14 protein-coding genes are annotated in these 16,028 nt (G+C 72.0%); 11 read left to right on the forward strand and 3 right to left on the reverse strand.

Annotation, left to right across the window (positions count from 1 at the left end):
* Window position 1 precedes the first annotated feature (1 nt).
* From gcl to IE317_RS00200, 8 genes are all read left to right on the forward strand, one after another.
* Complete coding sequence (gene gcl, locus IE317_RS00165; RefSeq protein WP_191305951.1) at window positions 2–1,690, forward strand: glyoxylate carboligase; 1,689 nt, start codon at window positions 2–4, stop codon at window positions 1,688–1,690.
* Between the two features lie 194 nt (window positions 1,691–1,884).
* On the forward strand, window positions 1,885–2,754 hold the full coding sequence (locus IE317_RS00170) for an FAD binding domain-containing protein (protein WP_191305952.1): 870 nt from the start codon (window positions 1,885–1,887) through the stop codon (window positions 2,752–2,754).
* A complete protein-coding gene (locus IE317_RS00175) occupies window positions 2,745–3,215 on the forward strand; it encodes a (2Fe-2S)-binding protein (RefSeq protein WP_191305953.1) in 471 nt (156 codons plus the stop codon). Before IE317_RS00170 ends, IE317_RS00175 begins: the two co-directional genes overlap by 10 nt.
* The gene (gene pucD, locus IE317_RS00180; RefSeq protein ID WP_191305954.1) at window positions 3,212–5,503 is read left to right on the forward strand and encodes a xanthine dehydrogenase subunit D; all 2,292 of its coding nucleotides are present in this window, start codon (window positions 3,212–3,214) and stop codon (window positions 5,501–5,503) included. Before IE317_RS00175 ends, pucD begins: the two co-directional genes overlap by 4 nt.
* A gap of 1 nt (window position 5,504) precedes the next feature.
* Entirely contained in the window at window positions 5,505–5,987 is a 483-nt protein-coding gene (locus tag IE317_RS00185) for a nucleoside deaminase (RefSeq protein WP_191305955.1), read from the forward strand.
* Window positions 5,988–6,100: 113 nt separating this feature from the next.
* Window positions 6,101–7,546, forward strand: coding sequence for an NCS2 family permease (locus IE317_RS00190; RefSeq protein ID WP_191305956.1), 1,446 nt, complete (start codon window positions 6,101–6,103; stop codon window positions 7,544–7,546).
* Between the two features lie 10 nt (window positions 7,547–7,556).
* Window positions 7,557–7,934 carry an allophanate hydrolase-related protein gene (locus tag IE317_RS00195; RefSeq protein ID WP_191305957.1) on the forward strand — a complete coding sequence of 126 codons (378 nt, stop codon included), beginning with the start codon at window positions 7,557–7,559 and terminating at the stop codon, window positions 7,932–7,934.
* Window positions 7,931–9,031 carry a glycerate kinase gene (locus tag IE317_RS00200; RefSeq protein ID WP_191305958.1) on the forward strand — a complete coding sequence of 367 codons (1,101 nt, stop codon included), beginning with the start codon at window positions 7,931–7,933 and terminating at the stop codon, window positions 9,029–9,031. The genes IE317_RS00195 and IE317_RS00200 overlap by 4 nt, the downstream gene beginning before the upstream one ends.
* Here the strand turns inward: IE317_RS00200 and IE317_RS00205 are convergent.
* Window positions 9,010–10,005, reverse strand: a complete 996-nt coding sequence (locus tag IE317_RS00205) for an aldo/keto reductase (protein ID WP_191305959.1) — start codon at window positions 10,003–10,005, stop codon at window positions 9,010–9,012. The genes IE317_RS00200 and IE317_RS00205 overlap by 22 nt on opposite strands.
* Before the next feature lie 85 nt (window positions 10,006–10,090).
* On the opposite strand from IE317_RS00205, the gene IE317_RS00210 reads away from it, so the two are divergent.
* On the forward strand, window positions 10,091–10,786 hold the full coding sequence (locus tag IE317_RS00210) for a TetR/AcrR family transcriptional regulator (RefSeq protein WP_191305960.1): 696 nt from the start codon (window positions 10,091–10,093) through the stop codon (window positions 10,784–10,786).
* 369 nt (window positions 10,787–11,155) lie between these two features.
* A complete protein-coding gene (locus tag IE317_RS00215) occupies window positions 11,156–13,381 on the forward strand; it encodes a glycoside hydrolase family 15 protein (RefSeq protein WP_191305961.1) in 2,226 nt (741 codons plus the stop codon).
* Window positions 13,382–13,402: 21 nt separating this feature from the next.
* Here IE317_RS00215 and IE317_RS00220 read toward each other — a convergent pair whose 3' ends face one another.
* Both IE317_RS00220 and IE317_RS00225 read right to left on the reverse strand, forming a co-directional pair.
* Complete coding sequence (locus IE317_RS00220; RefSeq protein ID WP_191305962.1) at window positions 13,403–14,272, reverse strand: NAD(+)/NADH kinase; 870 nt, start codon at window positions 14,270–14,272, stop codon at window positions 13,403–13,405.
* Complete coding sequence (locus tag IE317_RS00225) at window positions 14,269–15,270, reverse strand: SPFH domain-containing protein (RefSeq protein ID WP_191305963.1); 1,002 nt, start codon at window positions 15,268–15,270, stop codon at window positions 14,269–14,271. The genes IE317_RS00220 and IE317_RS00225 overlap by 4 nt, the downstream gene beginning before the upstream one ends.
* 78 nt (window positions 15,271–15,348) lie before the next feature.
* Here IE317_RS00225 and IE317_RS00230 point away from each other — a divergent pair, with 78 nt between their 5' ends.
* A complete protein-coding gene (locus IE317_RS00230) occupies window positions 15,349–16,026 on the forward strand; it encodes an NUDIX hydrolase (protein ID WP_191305964.1) in 678 nt (225 codons plus the stop codon).
* Window positions 16,027–16,028 lie beyond the last annotated feature (2 nt).

Raw genomic sequence — 16,028 nt, forward strand, 5'->3', positions numbered from 1 at the left:
CATGCCCAGAATCCCCGCGATGCAGGCGGTCGTCGACGTCCTGGAGAGCGAAGGCGTCGACACCGTCTTCGGCTGCCCGGGCGCCGCGATCCTTCCGCTGTACAACGCCCTACAGGGCCGGGCGATCGAGCACCTGATCGTCCGCCACGAAGAGGGCGCGACGCACATGGCCGACGGCTGGGCGAGGACCAACGGCAACGTCGGCGTCGCCATCGGCACGTCCGGCCCCGCCGGGACCAACATGATCACCGGGCTCTACACCGCGCACGCGGACTCGATCCCGATGATCTGCATCACCGGCCAGGCGGCGACCACCAAGCTCCACCAGGAGGCCTTCCAGGCCGTCGACATCGTCGAGATCGCCAAGCCGGTGACGAAGTGGGCGGTGCAGGTCAAGGAGGCCGCGCAGCTGCCGTGGATCTTCCGCGAGGCGTTCCGGATCGCCCGGTCCGGACGGCCGGGCCCGGTGCTGATCGACCTGCCGATCGACGTTCAGAAGCAGGACATCGAGTGGGACTCCTCGATCGACTCGCCGCTGCCGGTGACCCGGGTGACCCCGGCGCCCGCGCGGGTCGAGCGAGCGCTGGACCTGCTGCTGGCCGCCGAACGCCCGCTGATCCTGGCCGGTGGCGGGGTCGTGCTCGGCGAGGCGAGCGAGCAGCTGCGGGCCGCGGCCGAGCGCCTGGACGTCCCGGTGCAGGTGACGCTGATGGGCAAGGGCAGCTTCCCCGAGGACCACGAGCTGTTCGCCGGGATGGCCGGCATCCAGACCTCGCAGCGCTGGGCCAACGCGGCCTTCCTCGAGGCCGACCTGGTGCTGGCGCTGGGCGCCCGCTTCGGCGACCGGCACACCGGCGAGCTGTCGGTCTACCGCGGCGACCGGAAGTTCATCCACGTCGACATCGAGCCCACCCAGCTGGGCAAGGTGTTCGGCCCCGACCTCGGGATCGTCTCGGACACGCGGGAGTTCCTCGACGCGCTGCTGGCGGCCGTGGAGAAGCGCTCGGTGACGCCGCGGCGCGAGTGGGCCGGCCGGATCGGCGAGCTGAAGGAAACGCTGCCCCGGCGTGACGACTTCGACAGCCTCCCGATCAAGGCGCCGCGGGTGTTCAAGGAGATCAACGAGACCTTCGGCGAGGACACCTACTTCGTCACCGCGATCGGGCTCTACCAGATCTGGTCGGGCCAGTTCCAGAAGGCGCACAAGCCGCGCCACTACCAGGTGTGCGGCCAGGCCGGTCCGCTCGGCTGGGAGATCCCGGCGGCCATCGGCGTCAAGAAGGCCCGGCCGGACGCCGAGGTCGTCGGCGTGGTCGGCGACTACTCGTTCCAGTTCCTGGTCGAGGAGCTGGCGGTGGCCGCCCAGTACGACGTCGGGTTCGTGCTGATCATGCTGAACAACGAGTACCTCGGGCTCATCCGGCAGGCCGAGACCGGGTACGAGATGAACTTCGAGGTCGACATCCACTACGACTCGATCGGCACGGACAACGTGAAGATCATGGAGGCCTACGGCTGCTCGGGCACCCGCGTGCACGAGCCGGGGGAGATCCGCACGTCGCTGGAGTGGGCGCGCAAGGAGGCCGAGCGCACCAGCCGCCCGGTCCTGGTGGAGATCATGATCGAGCGCGAGGGCAACGCCGCCATGGGTGCCGCCCTCGACGCCGTGAAGGAGTTCGAGCTCGCGTAACACCCGCGTGACCACGGCCGCCGCACGAGACCCTGACCTCGTGCGGCGGCCTTTCCGCGTCCGGGGTCGAGCGGTTGTCGGAAAGTACAAACCGGGGCCGCAAATTCACCCGTCTTTCAGGGGTTTTGCCGTGGCCCCGGCCACATCCGAGCGTGTGTACTCCTTGACGAAGCAGCCCCGAAAGGACGTCCACAGTGGAATTCCTCCGACCCGCCTCGCTGGCCGACGCGCTCGCCGCGAAGGCCGCGAACCCCGGTGCGGTCCCGATCGCCGGCGGCACGGACGTGATGGTCGAGCTCAACTTCGACCACCGCCGTCCCGGCGCCCTGCTCGACCTCGGCCGCGTCGCCGAGCTCCACGAGCACGGCACCGACGACGGCCGGATCCGGCTCGGTGCGGCCGTGCCCTACACCCGGATCATCGCCGAACTGGGTGCGAAGGTGCCCGGCCTGGCGATGGCCGCGCGGACCGTCGGGTCCCCGCAGATCCGCAACCGCGGCTCCGTCGGGGGCAATCTGGGAGCGGCTTCGCCCGCGGGCGACTCCCACCCGGCGCTGCTGGCCGCCGACGCCGAGATCGAGATCGCTTCGGTCCGCGGCACCCGGATCGTCGCCGCGAAGGACTTCTACGTGGGGGTCAAGCGCAACGTCCTGGAGCCGGACGAGCTGATCACTGCGGTGCTGCTGGCACCCGCCACCGGACCCCAGCAGTTCAGCAAGATCGGCACCCGCAACGCCATGGTCATCGCGGTCGCCGCGTTCGGCCTGGCGCTGCACCCGGAGCAGCGGCGGGTCGGCACGGGCGTCGGCTCGGCCGCGCCCACGCCGCGCCGGGCTTTCGAAGCGGAGGAGTTCCTGGCCGCCGAGCTGGACTGGGACGCCCCGAGGGCCCTGAACGACTCGGTCAAGCGCCGCTTCGGCGACCTGGTCGCCGCGGCGGCCGCGCCGATCGACGACGTGCGCGGCAGCGCCGCCTACCGGCGCCATGCCCTGGGGGTCATGGCGCGAAGGACGCTGACCTGGGCCTGGACCGATTATTGCGGAGGGAGCGCGAAGTGCGCGTGAACGTCACCGTCAACGGCGAACCCCGCCGGGCGGACAACGTCTGGGAAGGCGAAAGCCTGCTCTACGTCCTGCGCGAGCGGCTCGGCCTCCCCGGCTCGAAGAACGCCTGCGAACAGGGCGAATGCGGTTCGTGCACGGTCTACCTCGACGGCGTCCCGGCGTGTGCGTGCCTCGTCGCGGCCGGGCAGGCCGAGGGCCGCGAGGTCGTCACGGTCGAAGGCCTGGCCGACGGGGAAGCCCTCGACCCGGTGCAGGAGGCGTTCGTCGAACGCGGCGCCGTCCAGTGCGGGTTCTGCACGCCCGGCCTGCTGGTGGCCGCGCACGACCTGATCGAGCGCACGCCCGACCCCACCGACGTCGAGATCCGCGAGGCCCTCGCCGGCAACCTCTGCCGCTGCACCGGCTACGAGAAGATCCTCGACGCCGTCCGCGACGCCGCCGCGAGGAAGGCCGTCCGATGAGCGCCCCGGCCCGGTCCCCGCAGGAACTGCACGACACGATCGCCGGCGGCATCGGCGAGAGCCCGCTGCGTCCGGACGGGACGCTCAAGGTACGCGGCGAGTTCGCCTACTCCTCGGACCTGTGGCACGAGGACATGCTGTGGGGCGCGACCCTGCGCAGCCCGCACCCGCACGCCCGGATCGTCCGCCTCGACGTCTCCCGCGCGCTGGCCCAGCCGGGCGTGCACGCGGTGCTGACGCACGAGGACGTTCCCGGCGAGAACGTCTACGGCCTCAAGTACCAGGACACCCCGGCGCTGGCCGACGGCCTGGTCCGCTACCAGGGCGAACCGGTCGCCATCCTGGCCGCCGACCACCCGGAGATCGCGCGGCAGGCGCTCAAGGAGATCGTCGTCGAGTACGACGTCCTCGAGCCGATCACCGACCCCGAGCGGGCCGCCCACGACGACAGCCTGCCGAAGCTGCACCCGGGCGGGAACCTGGTGCGGCACCAGCGGATCGTCAAGGGCGACCCGGCCGCCACCGCGGACGTCGTGGTGTCCGGTGTCTACGAGATCGGCATGCAGGACCAGGCGTTCCTCGGGCCGGAGTCCGGGCTCGCGGTCCCCGCCGAGGACGGCGGCGTCGACCTCTACCTGGCCACCCAGTGGCTGCACGTCGACCAGCGCCAGACGGCGAAGGCGCTCGGCCTGCCCCTGGAGAAGGTGCGGCTGACGCTGTCCGGGGTCGGCGGCGCGTTCGGCGGCCGCGAGGACCTGTCCATGCAGATCCACTCGTGCATGCTGGCCCTGCGCACCGGCCGCCCGGTGAAGATGAGCTACAACCGCCTGGAATCGTTCTTCGGGCACGTCCACCGCCACCCGGCGAAGATGTACTACGAGCACGGGGCCACGAAGGACGGCAAGCTCGTTTACGTCCGCGCGAAGTTGTATTTCGACGGCGGCGCGTACGCGTCCAAGACCCCGGTCGTGGTCGGCAACGGCACCACGCTGAGCGTCGGGCCCTACGACGTCCCGAACGCCCACATCGAGGGCTGGGGTGTCTACACGAACAACCCGACCTGCGGCGCCATGCGCGGGCTCGGCGCGGTGCAGCCGACCTACGCCTACGAGTCCCAGATGGACAAACTGGCCGCCGCACTGGGCATGGACCCTGCCGAGCTGCGGATCCGCAACGCGCTGAGCGAAGGGTCCACTGTGGTCACCGGGCAGGTGGTCGACTTCCCGGCGCCGGTGGCCGAACTCGTCCAACGGGTCCGCGACCTGCCGCTCCCACCCGAGCCCACCGGCGCACGCGACATCCGGGAGCTCCCGGGCGGCGCGTCCAACACCACCCACGGCGAAGGTGTCGTGCGCGGGGTCGGCTACGGCGTGACGATCAAGAACATCTCCTACGCCGAAGGCCTCGACGACTACTCGACCGCCCGCGTCCGGCTGGAGGTGATCGGCGGTGAAGCGGTGGCGATGGTGCACACCGCCGCCGCGGAGGTCGGCCAGGGCCTGGTGACGCTGCAGCAGCAGATCGCCCGCACCGAGCTGGGCGTGCCGCGGGTGAGCGTGCACCCGGCCGACACGAGCGTCGGCGACGCGGGCTCCAGCTCGGCGTCCCGGCAGACCTACGTCACCGGCGGCGCGGTCCGCAACGCCTGCCGGGCGGTCGCGGAGGCGGTCTACCGCCGCCTCGGCGTGCCCGCCGCGGGCATGACCCTCGCCGGGGGCAAGGTGGTCGCGGCCGACGGCGAAGTCGTCGCCGACCTGGCCGAACTGCTCGGCGACACGGCGATCGAGGAGACCCGCGAGTTCCACCACCGCCCGACCTACCCCCTGGACCCCGAGACCGGCCAGGGCGACGCCCACGTCCAATACGGCTTCTCCGCCCACCGCGCGGTCGTCGACGTCGACCTGGACCTCGGCCTGGTCAAGGTGGTGCAGCTCGACTGCGCCCAGGACGTCGGGAAGGCGATGAACCCCGACGCCGTCGTCGCCCAGATCCAGGGCGGCTCGGCGCAGGGCCTCGGGCTCGCCGTGATGGAGGAAATCCTGGTCGAGCGCGGCAAGGTGCGGAACCCCTCGTTCACCGACTACCTCATCCCGACCATCCTCGACATGCCGCCGATGCGGGTCGACGTGCTCGAACGGCCCGACCCGCACGCGCCCTACGGCGTCCGCGGCGTCGGCGAGCCGCCCACGATCTCGGCCACGCCGGCGATCGCCAACGCCATCCGCGCGGCCACCGGCCTCGAGCTGCCGCGCGTCCCGATCCGCCCCGAGCACATCACCGGAGTCTGAGATGACCACGTCGATTTCCGCCGAACAGGACTGGCTGGACGAAGCCGTCCGCATCGCCACGCACAACGTCGAGAACGGCGGCGGCCCGTTCGGCGCGCTGATCGTGAAGGACGGCGAGGTCGTCGCGACCGGCGTCAACCGCGTCACCGCGAACCTGGATCCGACCGCGCACGCCGAAGTGGTCGCGATCCGCGCGGCCTGCCAGACGCTGGGCACGTTCAAGCTCGACGGCTGCGTGCTCGTCTCCAGCTGCGAGCCGTGCCCGATGTGCCTGTCGTCGGCGCTGTGGGCGCGCGTCGACAAGGTCCTCTTCGCCGCCGACCGTGACGACGCGGCCAAGGCCGGCTTCGACGACCGCGCCTTCTACGAACTCTTCGACCGTCCCCGTGAGACGTGGACGGTACCCGTGACCCGGCTGTCCGCAAAGGACGGTTTCGCCCCCTTCGCGGCCTGGCTCGACAAGAGCGACCGCACCGACTACTGACCCACGAAGTCAGCAGCTGACCGGAGCACACCCGAATCGAACGTCCCGCTCGGCCAGGCACGGCGTGGTGCCTGGCCCTGGCCGAGCACCCCCCACCGGCAAGGGCAGGACGCATGACCCAGACCGAAGTCCCCACCCCCGTGGTCGACGAAGTACCCCCGCAACGCCGTTCGCTGCTCGACAAGCTGTTCGAGCTGCGGGCCCGGCAGAGCACGATCGGCCGCGAAGTCCGCGGCGGAGTCACCACGTTCGTCGCGATGGCCTACATCGTGCTGCTCAATCCGCTCATCCTCGGCGCCTCCGCCGACATCACCGGCGCCCGGCTCTCCGCCGCGCAGGTGACCACGGCGACCGCGCTGTCCGCCGCCGTGATGACCGTCCTCATGGGACTCGTCGGCAACGCGCCCCTCGCGCTCGCCGCCGGCCTGGGCATCAACGGCATCGTCGCCTTCCAGATGGCGCCGTCGATGACCTGGCCGCAGGCGTTCGGGCTGGTCGTGCTCGAAGGCGTGTGCATCGTGCTGATGGCGGTCAGCGGTGTCCGCGAGCGGATCATGAACGCCATCCCGCGGCCGCTCAAGATGGCGATCACCGTCGGGATCGGGCTCTACATCGCCCTGGTCGGCCTGGTCAGCGCCGGGTTCGTGACCCGCGTGCCGGACGCGGCGCAGACCACGGTCCCGGTGCGCCTCGGGGCGAGCGGGCACCTGCACGGCTGGCCGATCGTCGTGTTCTGCTTCGGCCTGCTGCTGATGATCGTGCTGATGGCCCGCAAGGTCCCGGGCGCGGTGCTGATCAGCATCGGGGTGGCCACCGTGTTCGCCGTCGTGCTGCACGAGGGGTTCGGCGTCGGCGGCTGGGGGCTCACCACTCCGGCGCTGCCCGACCACGTCGTCGCCGCCCCGGACTTCGGGCTCCTCGGCCATATCGACCTCTTCGGCGGCTTCGCCTCCGCGGGCGCGCTCGCGGCCACGGTCTTCCTGTTCACGCTGGTGCTGTCCGGCTTCTTCGACGCCATGGGCACGATCACCAGCGTCTCCGACGAAGCGGGCCTGTCGAAGAACGGGAAAGTCCCGCGGATGGGCCGGATCCTGCTGGTCGACGGCGCGGGCGCGATCGCCGGCGGTGTCACCGGCTCGTCGCCGAACACGGTGTTCCTGGAATCGGCGGCCGGCGTCGGCGAGGGTGCGCGGACCGGGCTGGCGAGCGTCGTCACCGGCCTGCTGTTCGCCGGGACGCTGCTGTTCACGCCGCTGGCCGGGGTCGTCCCGGCCCAGGCCGCGGCGCCCGCGCTGGTCGTCATCGGCGGCCTGATGGTCGCGCAGTGCCGGACCATCCCGTGGCACGACCCGGACTACACGATCCCGGTCTTCCTGACCGCGGCGCTGATCCCGTTCACCTACTCGATCACCAACGGCGTCGGCGCGGGCCTGATCGCGTTCGTGCTGATCAAGATCGGCCGCGGCAAGTGGCGAGAGGCCGGCTGGCTGCTGTCGGTGCTGGCGCTGGTGTTCGCGGTGTACTTCGCCATCGACGGTGTCGAAACCCTCTTCCGGTAAGGAGTTCCCCGTGCCCCTCATGTTCTTCAACGGCGGTGCCATGCGCGGCGAGCCGCTGCACCACCTCCTCGACGGATCGCCGTTCGTGGCGACGGCGGACACCGCGCCGAAGTACCGGTTCTACGCCGTCGGCGACCAGTGCCCGGCGCTGTACCCGGTGTCGCACGGCGGCGCGGCGGTCACCGGCGAGGTCTACGACGTCTCCCTGGACACTCTGCGGGACCGCGTGCTGCCGGCCGAGCCGCACGAGCTGGAACTGGGCGTGGTGGAGCTGGCCGACGGCAGTTCGGCGTTCGCGATGCTGCTGCGGCGGCCGTACACCTCGCACGTCGCCCTGCGGGACATCACCGACATCGGCGACTGGCGGGCGTTCAAGGCGAGCGCGTGACGGTCCTGGTCGCGCCGGACAAGTTCAAGGGCTCGCTCACCGCGCGGGAGGTGGCGTCGGCGGTGGCTTCCGGTCTCGCCGACGTCCACCCCGAGGTGGTGGCGCGGACCCTTCCGGTGGCCGACGGCGGCGAAGGCACGGTCGACGCCGCCGTCGCCGCCGGGTACGCGCGGGTGCCGGTCCCGGCCCGCGGGCCGACCGGGGCGCCGGTGACGGCGTGCTACGCGGTCCGCGGGGACACCGCGGTCGTCGAGCTGGCCGAAGCGTCCGGACTGCACCGGCTGCCCGGGGCGCCGGAGCCGCTCACCGCGACCAGCGCGGGAACCGGCGACGTCATCGCCGCGGCCGTGCGGGCCGGGTGCCGCCGGATCGTGCTCGGCGTCGGCGGCAGTGCCTGCACCGACGGCGGCGCGGGCCTGCTGACCGCGCTGGGCGCCCGGCTCCTGGACTCCGCGGGCCGTGAGCTGCCCTCCGGAGGCGCGGCCCTGTCCCGGCTCGCCTCCCTGGACCTGTCGAACGTGCCCGAAGTGGACATCGAGCTGGCGTGCGATGTGGACAATCCGCTGTACGGGCCGCGCGGGGCCGCCGCGGTCTACGGCCCGCAGAAGGGCGCGTCCCCCGCCGAGGTCGAGACCCTGGATGCCGCGTTGCGGCACTGGGCGTCGATCGCCGGGCCTTCGTTCGCCGAACGGCCGGGCGCCGGGGCGGCCGGGGGAGTGGGTTTCGCCGCGATGGCGGTGCTGGGCGCCCGGATGCGGCCGGGCATCGAGCTCCTGCTCGACCTCCTCGATTTCGACGAGGCCCTGGCGGGTGCGTCACTGGTGATCACCGGCGAGGGATCACTCGACGAGCAGACGTTGTCGGGCAAGGCCCCGGCCGGGGTGGCCCGGGCCGCGGCGGCCCGGGGCATCCCCTGCGTCGCGGTGTCCGGCCGCTGCCGGCTGTCCTCGGCCCAGCTGGCGGACGCGGGTATCTCGGCCGCGTACGCGCTGACCGACCTGGAACCGGACCCGGCGCGGTGCATGGCGGAGGCGGCGCCGCTGCTGCGCCGCCTCGCGCACCGCGTGGCGATCGACTACTTCTCGCTGTCCAGGTGATCGAGCTGAGCGGCGGCGTACCGGCCGCCCGCCGCGGCCCCGGCCGGGACGGCGGCCTCGATCTCCGCCAGCTCGGCGCCGGTCAGCTCGACGTCGGTGGTGCCGAGGGACTCGGCCAGCCGGACCCGGGTGCGGGCGCCGACGAGGGGGACGATGTCCTCGCCCTGCGCGGCGACCCAGGCGATGGCGAGCTGGGCGGTCGTGACCCCCTTGGCGGCGGCGAGCTTGCCGAGCGCGTCGGTCAGGGCCAGGTTGCGATCGAGGTTTTCGCCCTGGAACCGCGGGCTGTGGCTGCGGAAGTCGGCTGCGGTCAGCTCGCGCGACGGCGTCCAGTGGCCGCTGAGGAGGCCGCGGGAAAGGACGCCGTACGCGGTGACGCCGATGCCGAGCTCACGCGCGACCGGCAGGATTTCCGCCTCGATCCCGCGTGACAGCAGGGAATACTCGATCTGCAGGTCCGAGATCGGGTGCACGGCGGCGGCGCGGCGCAGCGTCTCCGCGCCCACTTCGGACAGTCCGATGTGGCGGATGTAGCCGGCCTGCACCAGTTCGGCCAGCGCGCCGACCTGGTCTTCGATCGGCACGGCCGGGTCGAGCCGGGCCGGGCGGTAGACGTCGATGTGGTCGGTGCCGAGCCGGCGCAGGCTGTAGGCGAGAAACGTCTTGACGGCCTCGGGGCGGCTGTCGTAGCCGAGCCAGGCGCCGTCCGGGCCGCGCAGCGCGCCGAACTTGACGCTGATCACCGCCTTGTCGCGGTCGCGTCCGCGCAGGGCCTCGCGCAGCAGCATTTCGTTGTGGCCCATGCCGTAGAAGTCGCCGGTGTCCAGCAGGGTGACACCGCCGTCGAGGGCGGCGTGCACCGTGGCGACGGACTCGGTCTCGTCGGCCGGGCCGTACAGGTCGGACATGCCCATCAGGCCGAGGCCGAGGGCGCTGACGGCCGGACCGGTCCGGCCGAGGGTGCGGGTGCGCATGGGATCTCCTGTTTCCGTCGGTACCTGTCCAAAAGTATCACTGATACCGAACGAGTGCTACCGAGGACTTGTTATCATTGGAACCATGGCAACGAAGACGGCGGTGGACACGCGCGTGCGCATCCTCGAAGCGGCGGCGGCGCTGCTCGCGGCGGAGGGCCGCGACGGCCTCTCGACCCGAGCGGTCAGCGCGGCGGCCGGCGTCCAGCCGCCGGCGCTGTACCGCCTCTTCGGCGACAAGGACGGCCTGCTCGACGCGGTCGCGGCCTACGGCTTCGACGAGTACTTGAAGAGCAAGCGCGCGATGGGCTCCACCGGCGACCCGGTCGAGGACCTCCGCCGCGGCTGGGACCTGCACATCGAGTTCGGCTTGGCCCGCCCGGAGTTCTACGTCCTGATGTACGGCGATGCCCGCCCGGGCCGCACCTCGCCGGCGGCTCGCGAAGCCGAAGCGATGCTGCGGGCCATCGTCGAGCGCGTCGCAGCGGCAGGCCGGCTGCGGGTGAGCGTGGAGCGAGCAGCCCGGTTGACGCACGCGGCGGGCATGGGCGTGGTGCTGACCCAGATCGCGACACCGGAGGACCAGCGCGACCCGGAGCTGTCGGCGACAGCCCGGGAGACCGTGCTGGCCCGCATTCTCACCGGTGCCGAGGAGCCGGCGGGTTCGGACCTGCCGGAGCGGGCCATCGCCCTGCGGGCCGGCCTCGACGGAGCAACGGCACTGACGAAGGCCGAACGAGTCTTACTGGCCGAGTGGCTGGACCGCATAGCCGACGCCTGAGCGGCCGGTCTCAGGTCCTCCCGCGGCCCGCTCTGCAGCAACTCGCCCCTTCCGCACTTCGCCTTGCAGCAACTCGCGCCTCCCGCACTCGGCCCACCACGCCCCGCCCCTTCCGCACGACCGCGCCTCGTCTCGTCTCGTCTCGAGGGAAGCCCGGCAGCCCACCCACCGAAACCCACACCCCCCGCAACCCCGATCCGAAGCCCCAACACGCCCGGCGTTGCCGGCCGTAGTCACATCACGGCTTCAAAAACAGACCAGCGTCGGTCTGCATCGATACAGACCCATCGGACATTGCCTGTCATCCCGCCACCCCTCAATATGTTGCGACCCACAACATATCCACGACAACGCCGTCGGAGGACCCCGATGATCAGGTGGAAAGCCGTCCTGACCTGCACAGCAACCACCATCCTGCTGGCCGGAACCCTCCAGGGGACAGCCCACGCAACGGGAACGGCCACAGACTGCTGCGGCGGCGGAGCCTCCTGGGCAACGGGCAACAAGTCCGCGCTCGGCACGTCGACGACCACCGCCAGCCCGGTCTGGTTCACCGTCGCCAACGGCGTCACGTCCGAGGTCTTCTACCCCCGGGCCGACGTCCCGAACATGCAGGACATGCAGTTCGTCGTCACCGACGGCTCGACCTTCGTCGACCTGGAACGCGACGCCACGAACCACGTCGTGACCATGCCCGACGAGAAGGCGCTCCAGTACACGATCACCAACACGGCGAAAAGCGGGAAGTACCGGATCACCACCAACTACGTGACCGACCCGGCCCGCGCCACGCTCGTCACGAACACCCGGTTCCAGTCCCTCGACGGCGGCACCTACCGCCTCTACCTGCTCGCCAACCCGTCGATGGCGGGCGGCGGGGCGAACGACAACGCCTGGTGGGACCCCACCGGTGCCCTGATGGCGAGCGGCACCGAGACGTTGTTCGGCGGGACGGCCACCACGGTCGTCTCCGCGCTGCGCGTCTCGACCGGCTTCACCGCACACGACAACGGCTACAGCGGCGCGGCCAGCGACTGCCTGGTCGACCTGCGCGCCGACAAGACCCTGAACAACCAGTTCGACGCCGTCTCCGGCACCGGCAACGTCGTCCAGTGCGGCCAGATCCCGGTCGGCTCGGACACGACCTTCACCGCGGCACTCGGCTACGGCGGCACCGCGGCCGCCGCGTCCTCGGCCGCGAGCGCCTCGCTGAGCAGTGGGTTCGCCGGCGTGTCGGCGTCCTACCGCAGTGGCTGGAACACCTACGTCGGTGGCCTGAAACCGGCGCCGGCCGGCGTTTCCGGGGACACGCAACGGCGTCGCGCCTACTACGTCGCGGCCATGGCGCTGAAGACGGCCGAAGACAAGCAGCACCCCGGCGCGAGTGTCGCGGGCCTGGCGACGCCGTGGGGTGACTTCACCAACGGCGACCACCTCAACGACGGCTACCACCGCGTCTGGGGCCGCGACCTCTACCAGCAGGCGACCGGTCTTCTGGCCGCCGGCGACAGCGCGCAGGCCAAGCGGATGGCCCAGTTCCTCTGGAACGCGCAGTGGATCGGCAGCCCCACGGCGGGCGACGGCACGACGTATCCCGCGGGGTCCTTCCCGCGCTACAGCCCGGTGTCCGGCGTCGCGGGGGCGAGCGCCCAGCAGCTCGGCTGCTGCGAGCAACTGGACCAGGACGCCGACGCGATCCTGCTGGCCTGGCTGACCGGCCTCACCGACGCCTCGACCTACGCGAAGGTCAAGACGACCGCGAACCACGTCGTCACCACCGGCCCGGACACCACCGAACGCTGGGAGGAGCAGTACGGCAAGTCGCCTTCGTCGGTGGCGGCGGAGATCGCCGGGCTGATCGCGGCCGGGGCCATCGCGCGGGCGAACGGCGACACGGCGAGCGCGTCGACGTGGGAGTCCACCGCGGACTCCTGGCGGAACTCCCTGGCCGGCTGGATCGTCACGACGTCCGGCTACTGGGGCGGCCACACCTACTACGAGCGGCTCGACCGGGCCGGCAACCCCAACGACACCGCGACGATCTGCTTCGACGAAGGCTGCTTCTACGAGCACGACGTCACCGACTTCGGTTTCCTCGACCTGGTGCGGCTCGGCATCCGGCCGGCCGGGGACGCCACGATCGCCGACTCGGTGGCCCCGACGGCCGCCGCGTCGGACGGCAACGCGGCGATGCAGGTGACGTTGCCGAACGGGGACGTCTACTTCCACCGCTACCCGCACGACAACTACGGCGAGAGCACCGCGAACTGCAGCGGCTGGCCGGCCGGCGGCACCCAGCGGTTCGGGCGGCTGTGGCCGGTGCTGTCGGGGGAGCGCGGGCAGTACGAGCTCGCCAACGGCCGCCCGGCGGCGGTGTACCTGAAGTCCATGGCGGACTCGGTCAACGACGGCTACTTCGTGCCCGAGCAGGTCTGGGACCGCGCCGACGTCGGCTGCTTCGGCCTCGGCCACCCGACCGGCAGCGCGGGCCCGCTGATGTGGGCCGAGGGCCAGTACCTGCGGCTGGCACAGAGCATGGACGCGGGCCACAACCTCGACACGCCGTCGATCGTCGAGGCCCGCTACGGCACCTGACACGCCGTGTCGTCCGTTCGGTCACCGCACCAGGCGGACGGTCTTCGCCGCGGGGGCGAAGGTCGCCGTCTGGCCGCGGGTGAGGGCGACGGTATCGGCTTCGAGACCGTCGCCGAACGCGACCAGGCGGTCGGATTCGACCTCGACCGTCAGCGGCGCCCGCGTCAGTTCGCCTTCGGTGCAGGTGGTTCCGGTCGTCGGGGACGGCCACGCCTCCCGCACGAACCACACCAGCCGGGCCTCGCCGGGGGCCGGCAGGGGCAGCTCGCTGCGGCGTTCCCGCCACACCGAGCCGCACCAGCCGGTCGCCCCGGTGCCCGTCCCGACCAGGATGCCCGACGACGCCTGGCGTTCCGGCCGCCCGCCACCGACCCCCAGCCGGTAGCGGGCGGTCTGGTGGCCGGGGTGCCCGAGGTAGATCTCGTTGAGGGCGAGCAGCCGCTGGCCGTCGTCCGCGGTGAGCTCGGCCATCGTCCGGTGCTCGACGTCGGCCGGGGACCGCACCAGGTCCGCGACGGCTTCGACCGGGTGCTTGACCAGGACACCGGGCTCGCCGGGCGCGACGCCGATCACCGGCTGGCCGTCGAGGTACTTGGCCACGTTGGCGATCAGGCCGTCCTGCCCGACCACCACGACGACGTCCTCGGGCGTGAAGAGGAACCGGTCGAGGTCGGCGCGTTCGACCTCGCCGCGACGCCAGTCCAGCGGGATGGCGGCACTGGCCGCGGCGAGCGCGGCGCGCACGGCCGCGTCCGCCGCGGTGACCTCGGCGAGGTCGCGCCCACGGGTGCGCAGGAAGAACTCGGCCTGACCGCGGGTGCCGTGGCGGGCGACGAGCTCGTCCAGCTCGGTGCGGCGGTGGACGAGCACGACCCGCGGAGCGAGGCTCACGACCGGACGCCCAGCTTCGTCAGCAGCGGCGCGAGCAGGTCCGGGGTGAGCACCAGGCTGTCGATCCGCGGCAGGTTGCCGGCCAGTTCCTTCAGCGCCAGGCCGGTCAGCACGCCCTCGGGCAGGTCGCGGTACGCGGCCAGCCGCGCCGCCTCGCCCGCCGCTTCGGCCTCGCCGAGCGCTCGCTTCCCCTCGGCCTTCACCTGCGTCAGCCGCTCTTCGCGCGACGCCTGGGCCTCCGTCTCGATCCGGTTCGCCGCCGCGGCTTCTTCCGCCTGACGCCGGGCGTTCGCACCGCGCTGGGCGAGCAGCTGCTCCTCGCGGCGGGCCAGCTCGATCTGGTTCTGCAGCTCGTTTTCGCTGATCGCGCGTTCGCGTTCGACGGCGAGCGCGCGCCGCTCGAAGGTCGCGCGGTCGGCCTCTTGCTGCACCTTCTCCCGCGCGGTCGTCTGCAGTGCCTTCTCGACCTCGGGCTCGGCCCGGATCGCGACGACGCGGACGTCGATCACGGCCGAGCCGGTCTGCGCGAGCCGTGTGTCCTCTTCGGCGAGGCCCGCGCGGATCCGGTCGCGGACCGCGCGGACGCCGTCGACGAGCGCGGTGGCCAGGGGCGTGCGGGTCAGCACCTCGACCGCGTACTGCTGGACGTTCTCGGTGAGCAGCCCGCTGATCTGCGCCAGGGGATCGCTTCTCCAGCGGCCGGTGTCCGGGTCGATGGAGAAGTCGATGCGCTGCGCGGCGAGCGCCGGGTCCTCGATGCGGAAGGTGAGGGCGAGCTGGACGGTGACGTCCTGGAAGTCGGCCGTGCGGGCGTGGAACAGCAGCGGGAGTTCGCGGTCGTCGACCGGGACCTCCGAGACGACCGCGGTCAGCGGCCGGTACCAGAACGACAGCCCGACGCCGTCGTGCGCGAGCTTGCCGCGGCGGTAGTGCCGGATGTGCACGGTGGGCGCACCACGCAGGTGCCGGAACCCGAACCGGCGGTCGATGTGTGCCATGGAGTCCTCCTCTTATCGTCGTCGTGACGATATGGGGTGGACTCGCTAATCGTCAAGCTGACGATTAGGGTGGGTGGCATGGATCACCCGCCGTTCGCCGTCACCGTCGACCTCGTCGTGCTCACCCTGACCGGGGACGAGCTGTGCGCGCTGCTGGTGCGCCGGGGAGTTCCGCCGTATGAGGGGGAGTGGGCGTTGCCGGGCGGATTCGTCCGGGAGGACGAGGACCTGGCGGACGCGGCGCGCCGGGAACTGGCGGAGGAGACCGGGCTGGCGCCGGGGACCGTCCACATCGAACAGCTGGCGGGCTACGGTGCGCCCGACCGGGACCCGCGGATGCGGGTCGTGACGGTGGCGTACCTGGCGCTGGCGCCGGACCTGCCGGTGCCCCGGGCGGGAACGGACGCGGCGGAGGCGCGGTGGGCACCGGTGCGTGAGCTGCGAGCCGAGCGCCTGGCGTTCGACCACGACCGCATCCTGGCCGACGGTGTGGAGCGTGCGCGCGCGAAGCTGGAGTACTCCCCGCTGGCGACGGCGTTCTGCCCGCCGGAGTTCACGGTCGCGGAGCTGCGGAGGGTGTACGAGCTGGTGTGGGACACACGGCTGGACCCGCGCAACTTCCACCGGAAGGTGACGGGAGCGGAAGGCCTGCTGGAGCCGACGGACCGGACAACCACCCGCGACGGCGGCCGCCCGGCCCGGCTGTACCGGCGCGGCGCGGCGAACCTGCTCTACCCGCCGATGCTGCGAAGCTGATC

The sequence above is a fragment of the Amycolatopsis bullii genome (assembly GCF_014654205.1).
Classification (GTDB): Bacteria; Actinomycetota; Actinomycetes; order Mycobacteriales; family Pseudonocardiaceae; genus Amycolatopsis; species Amycolatopsis plumensis.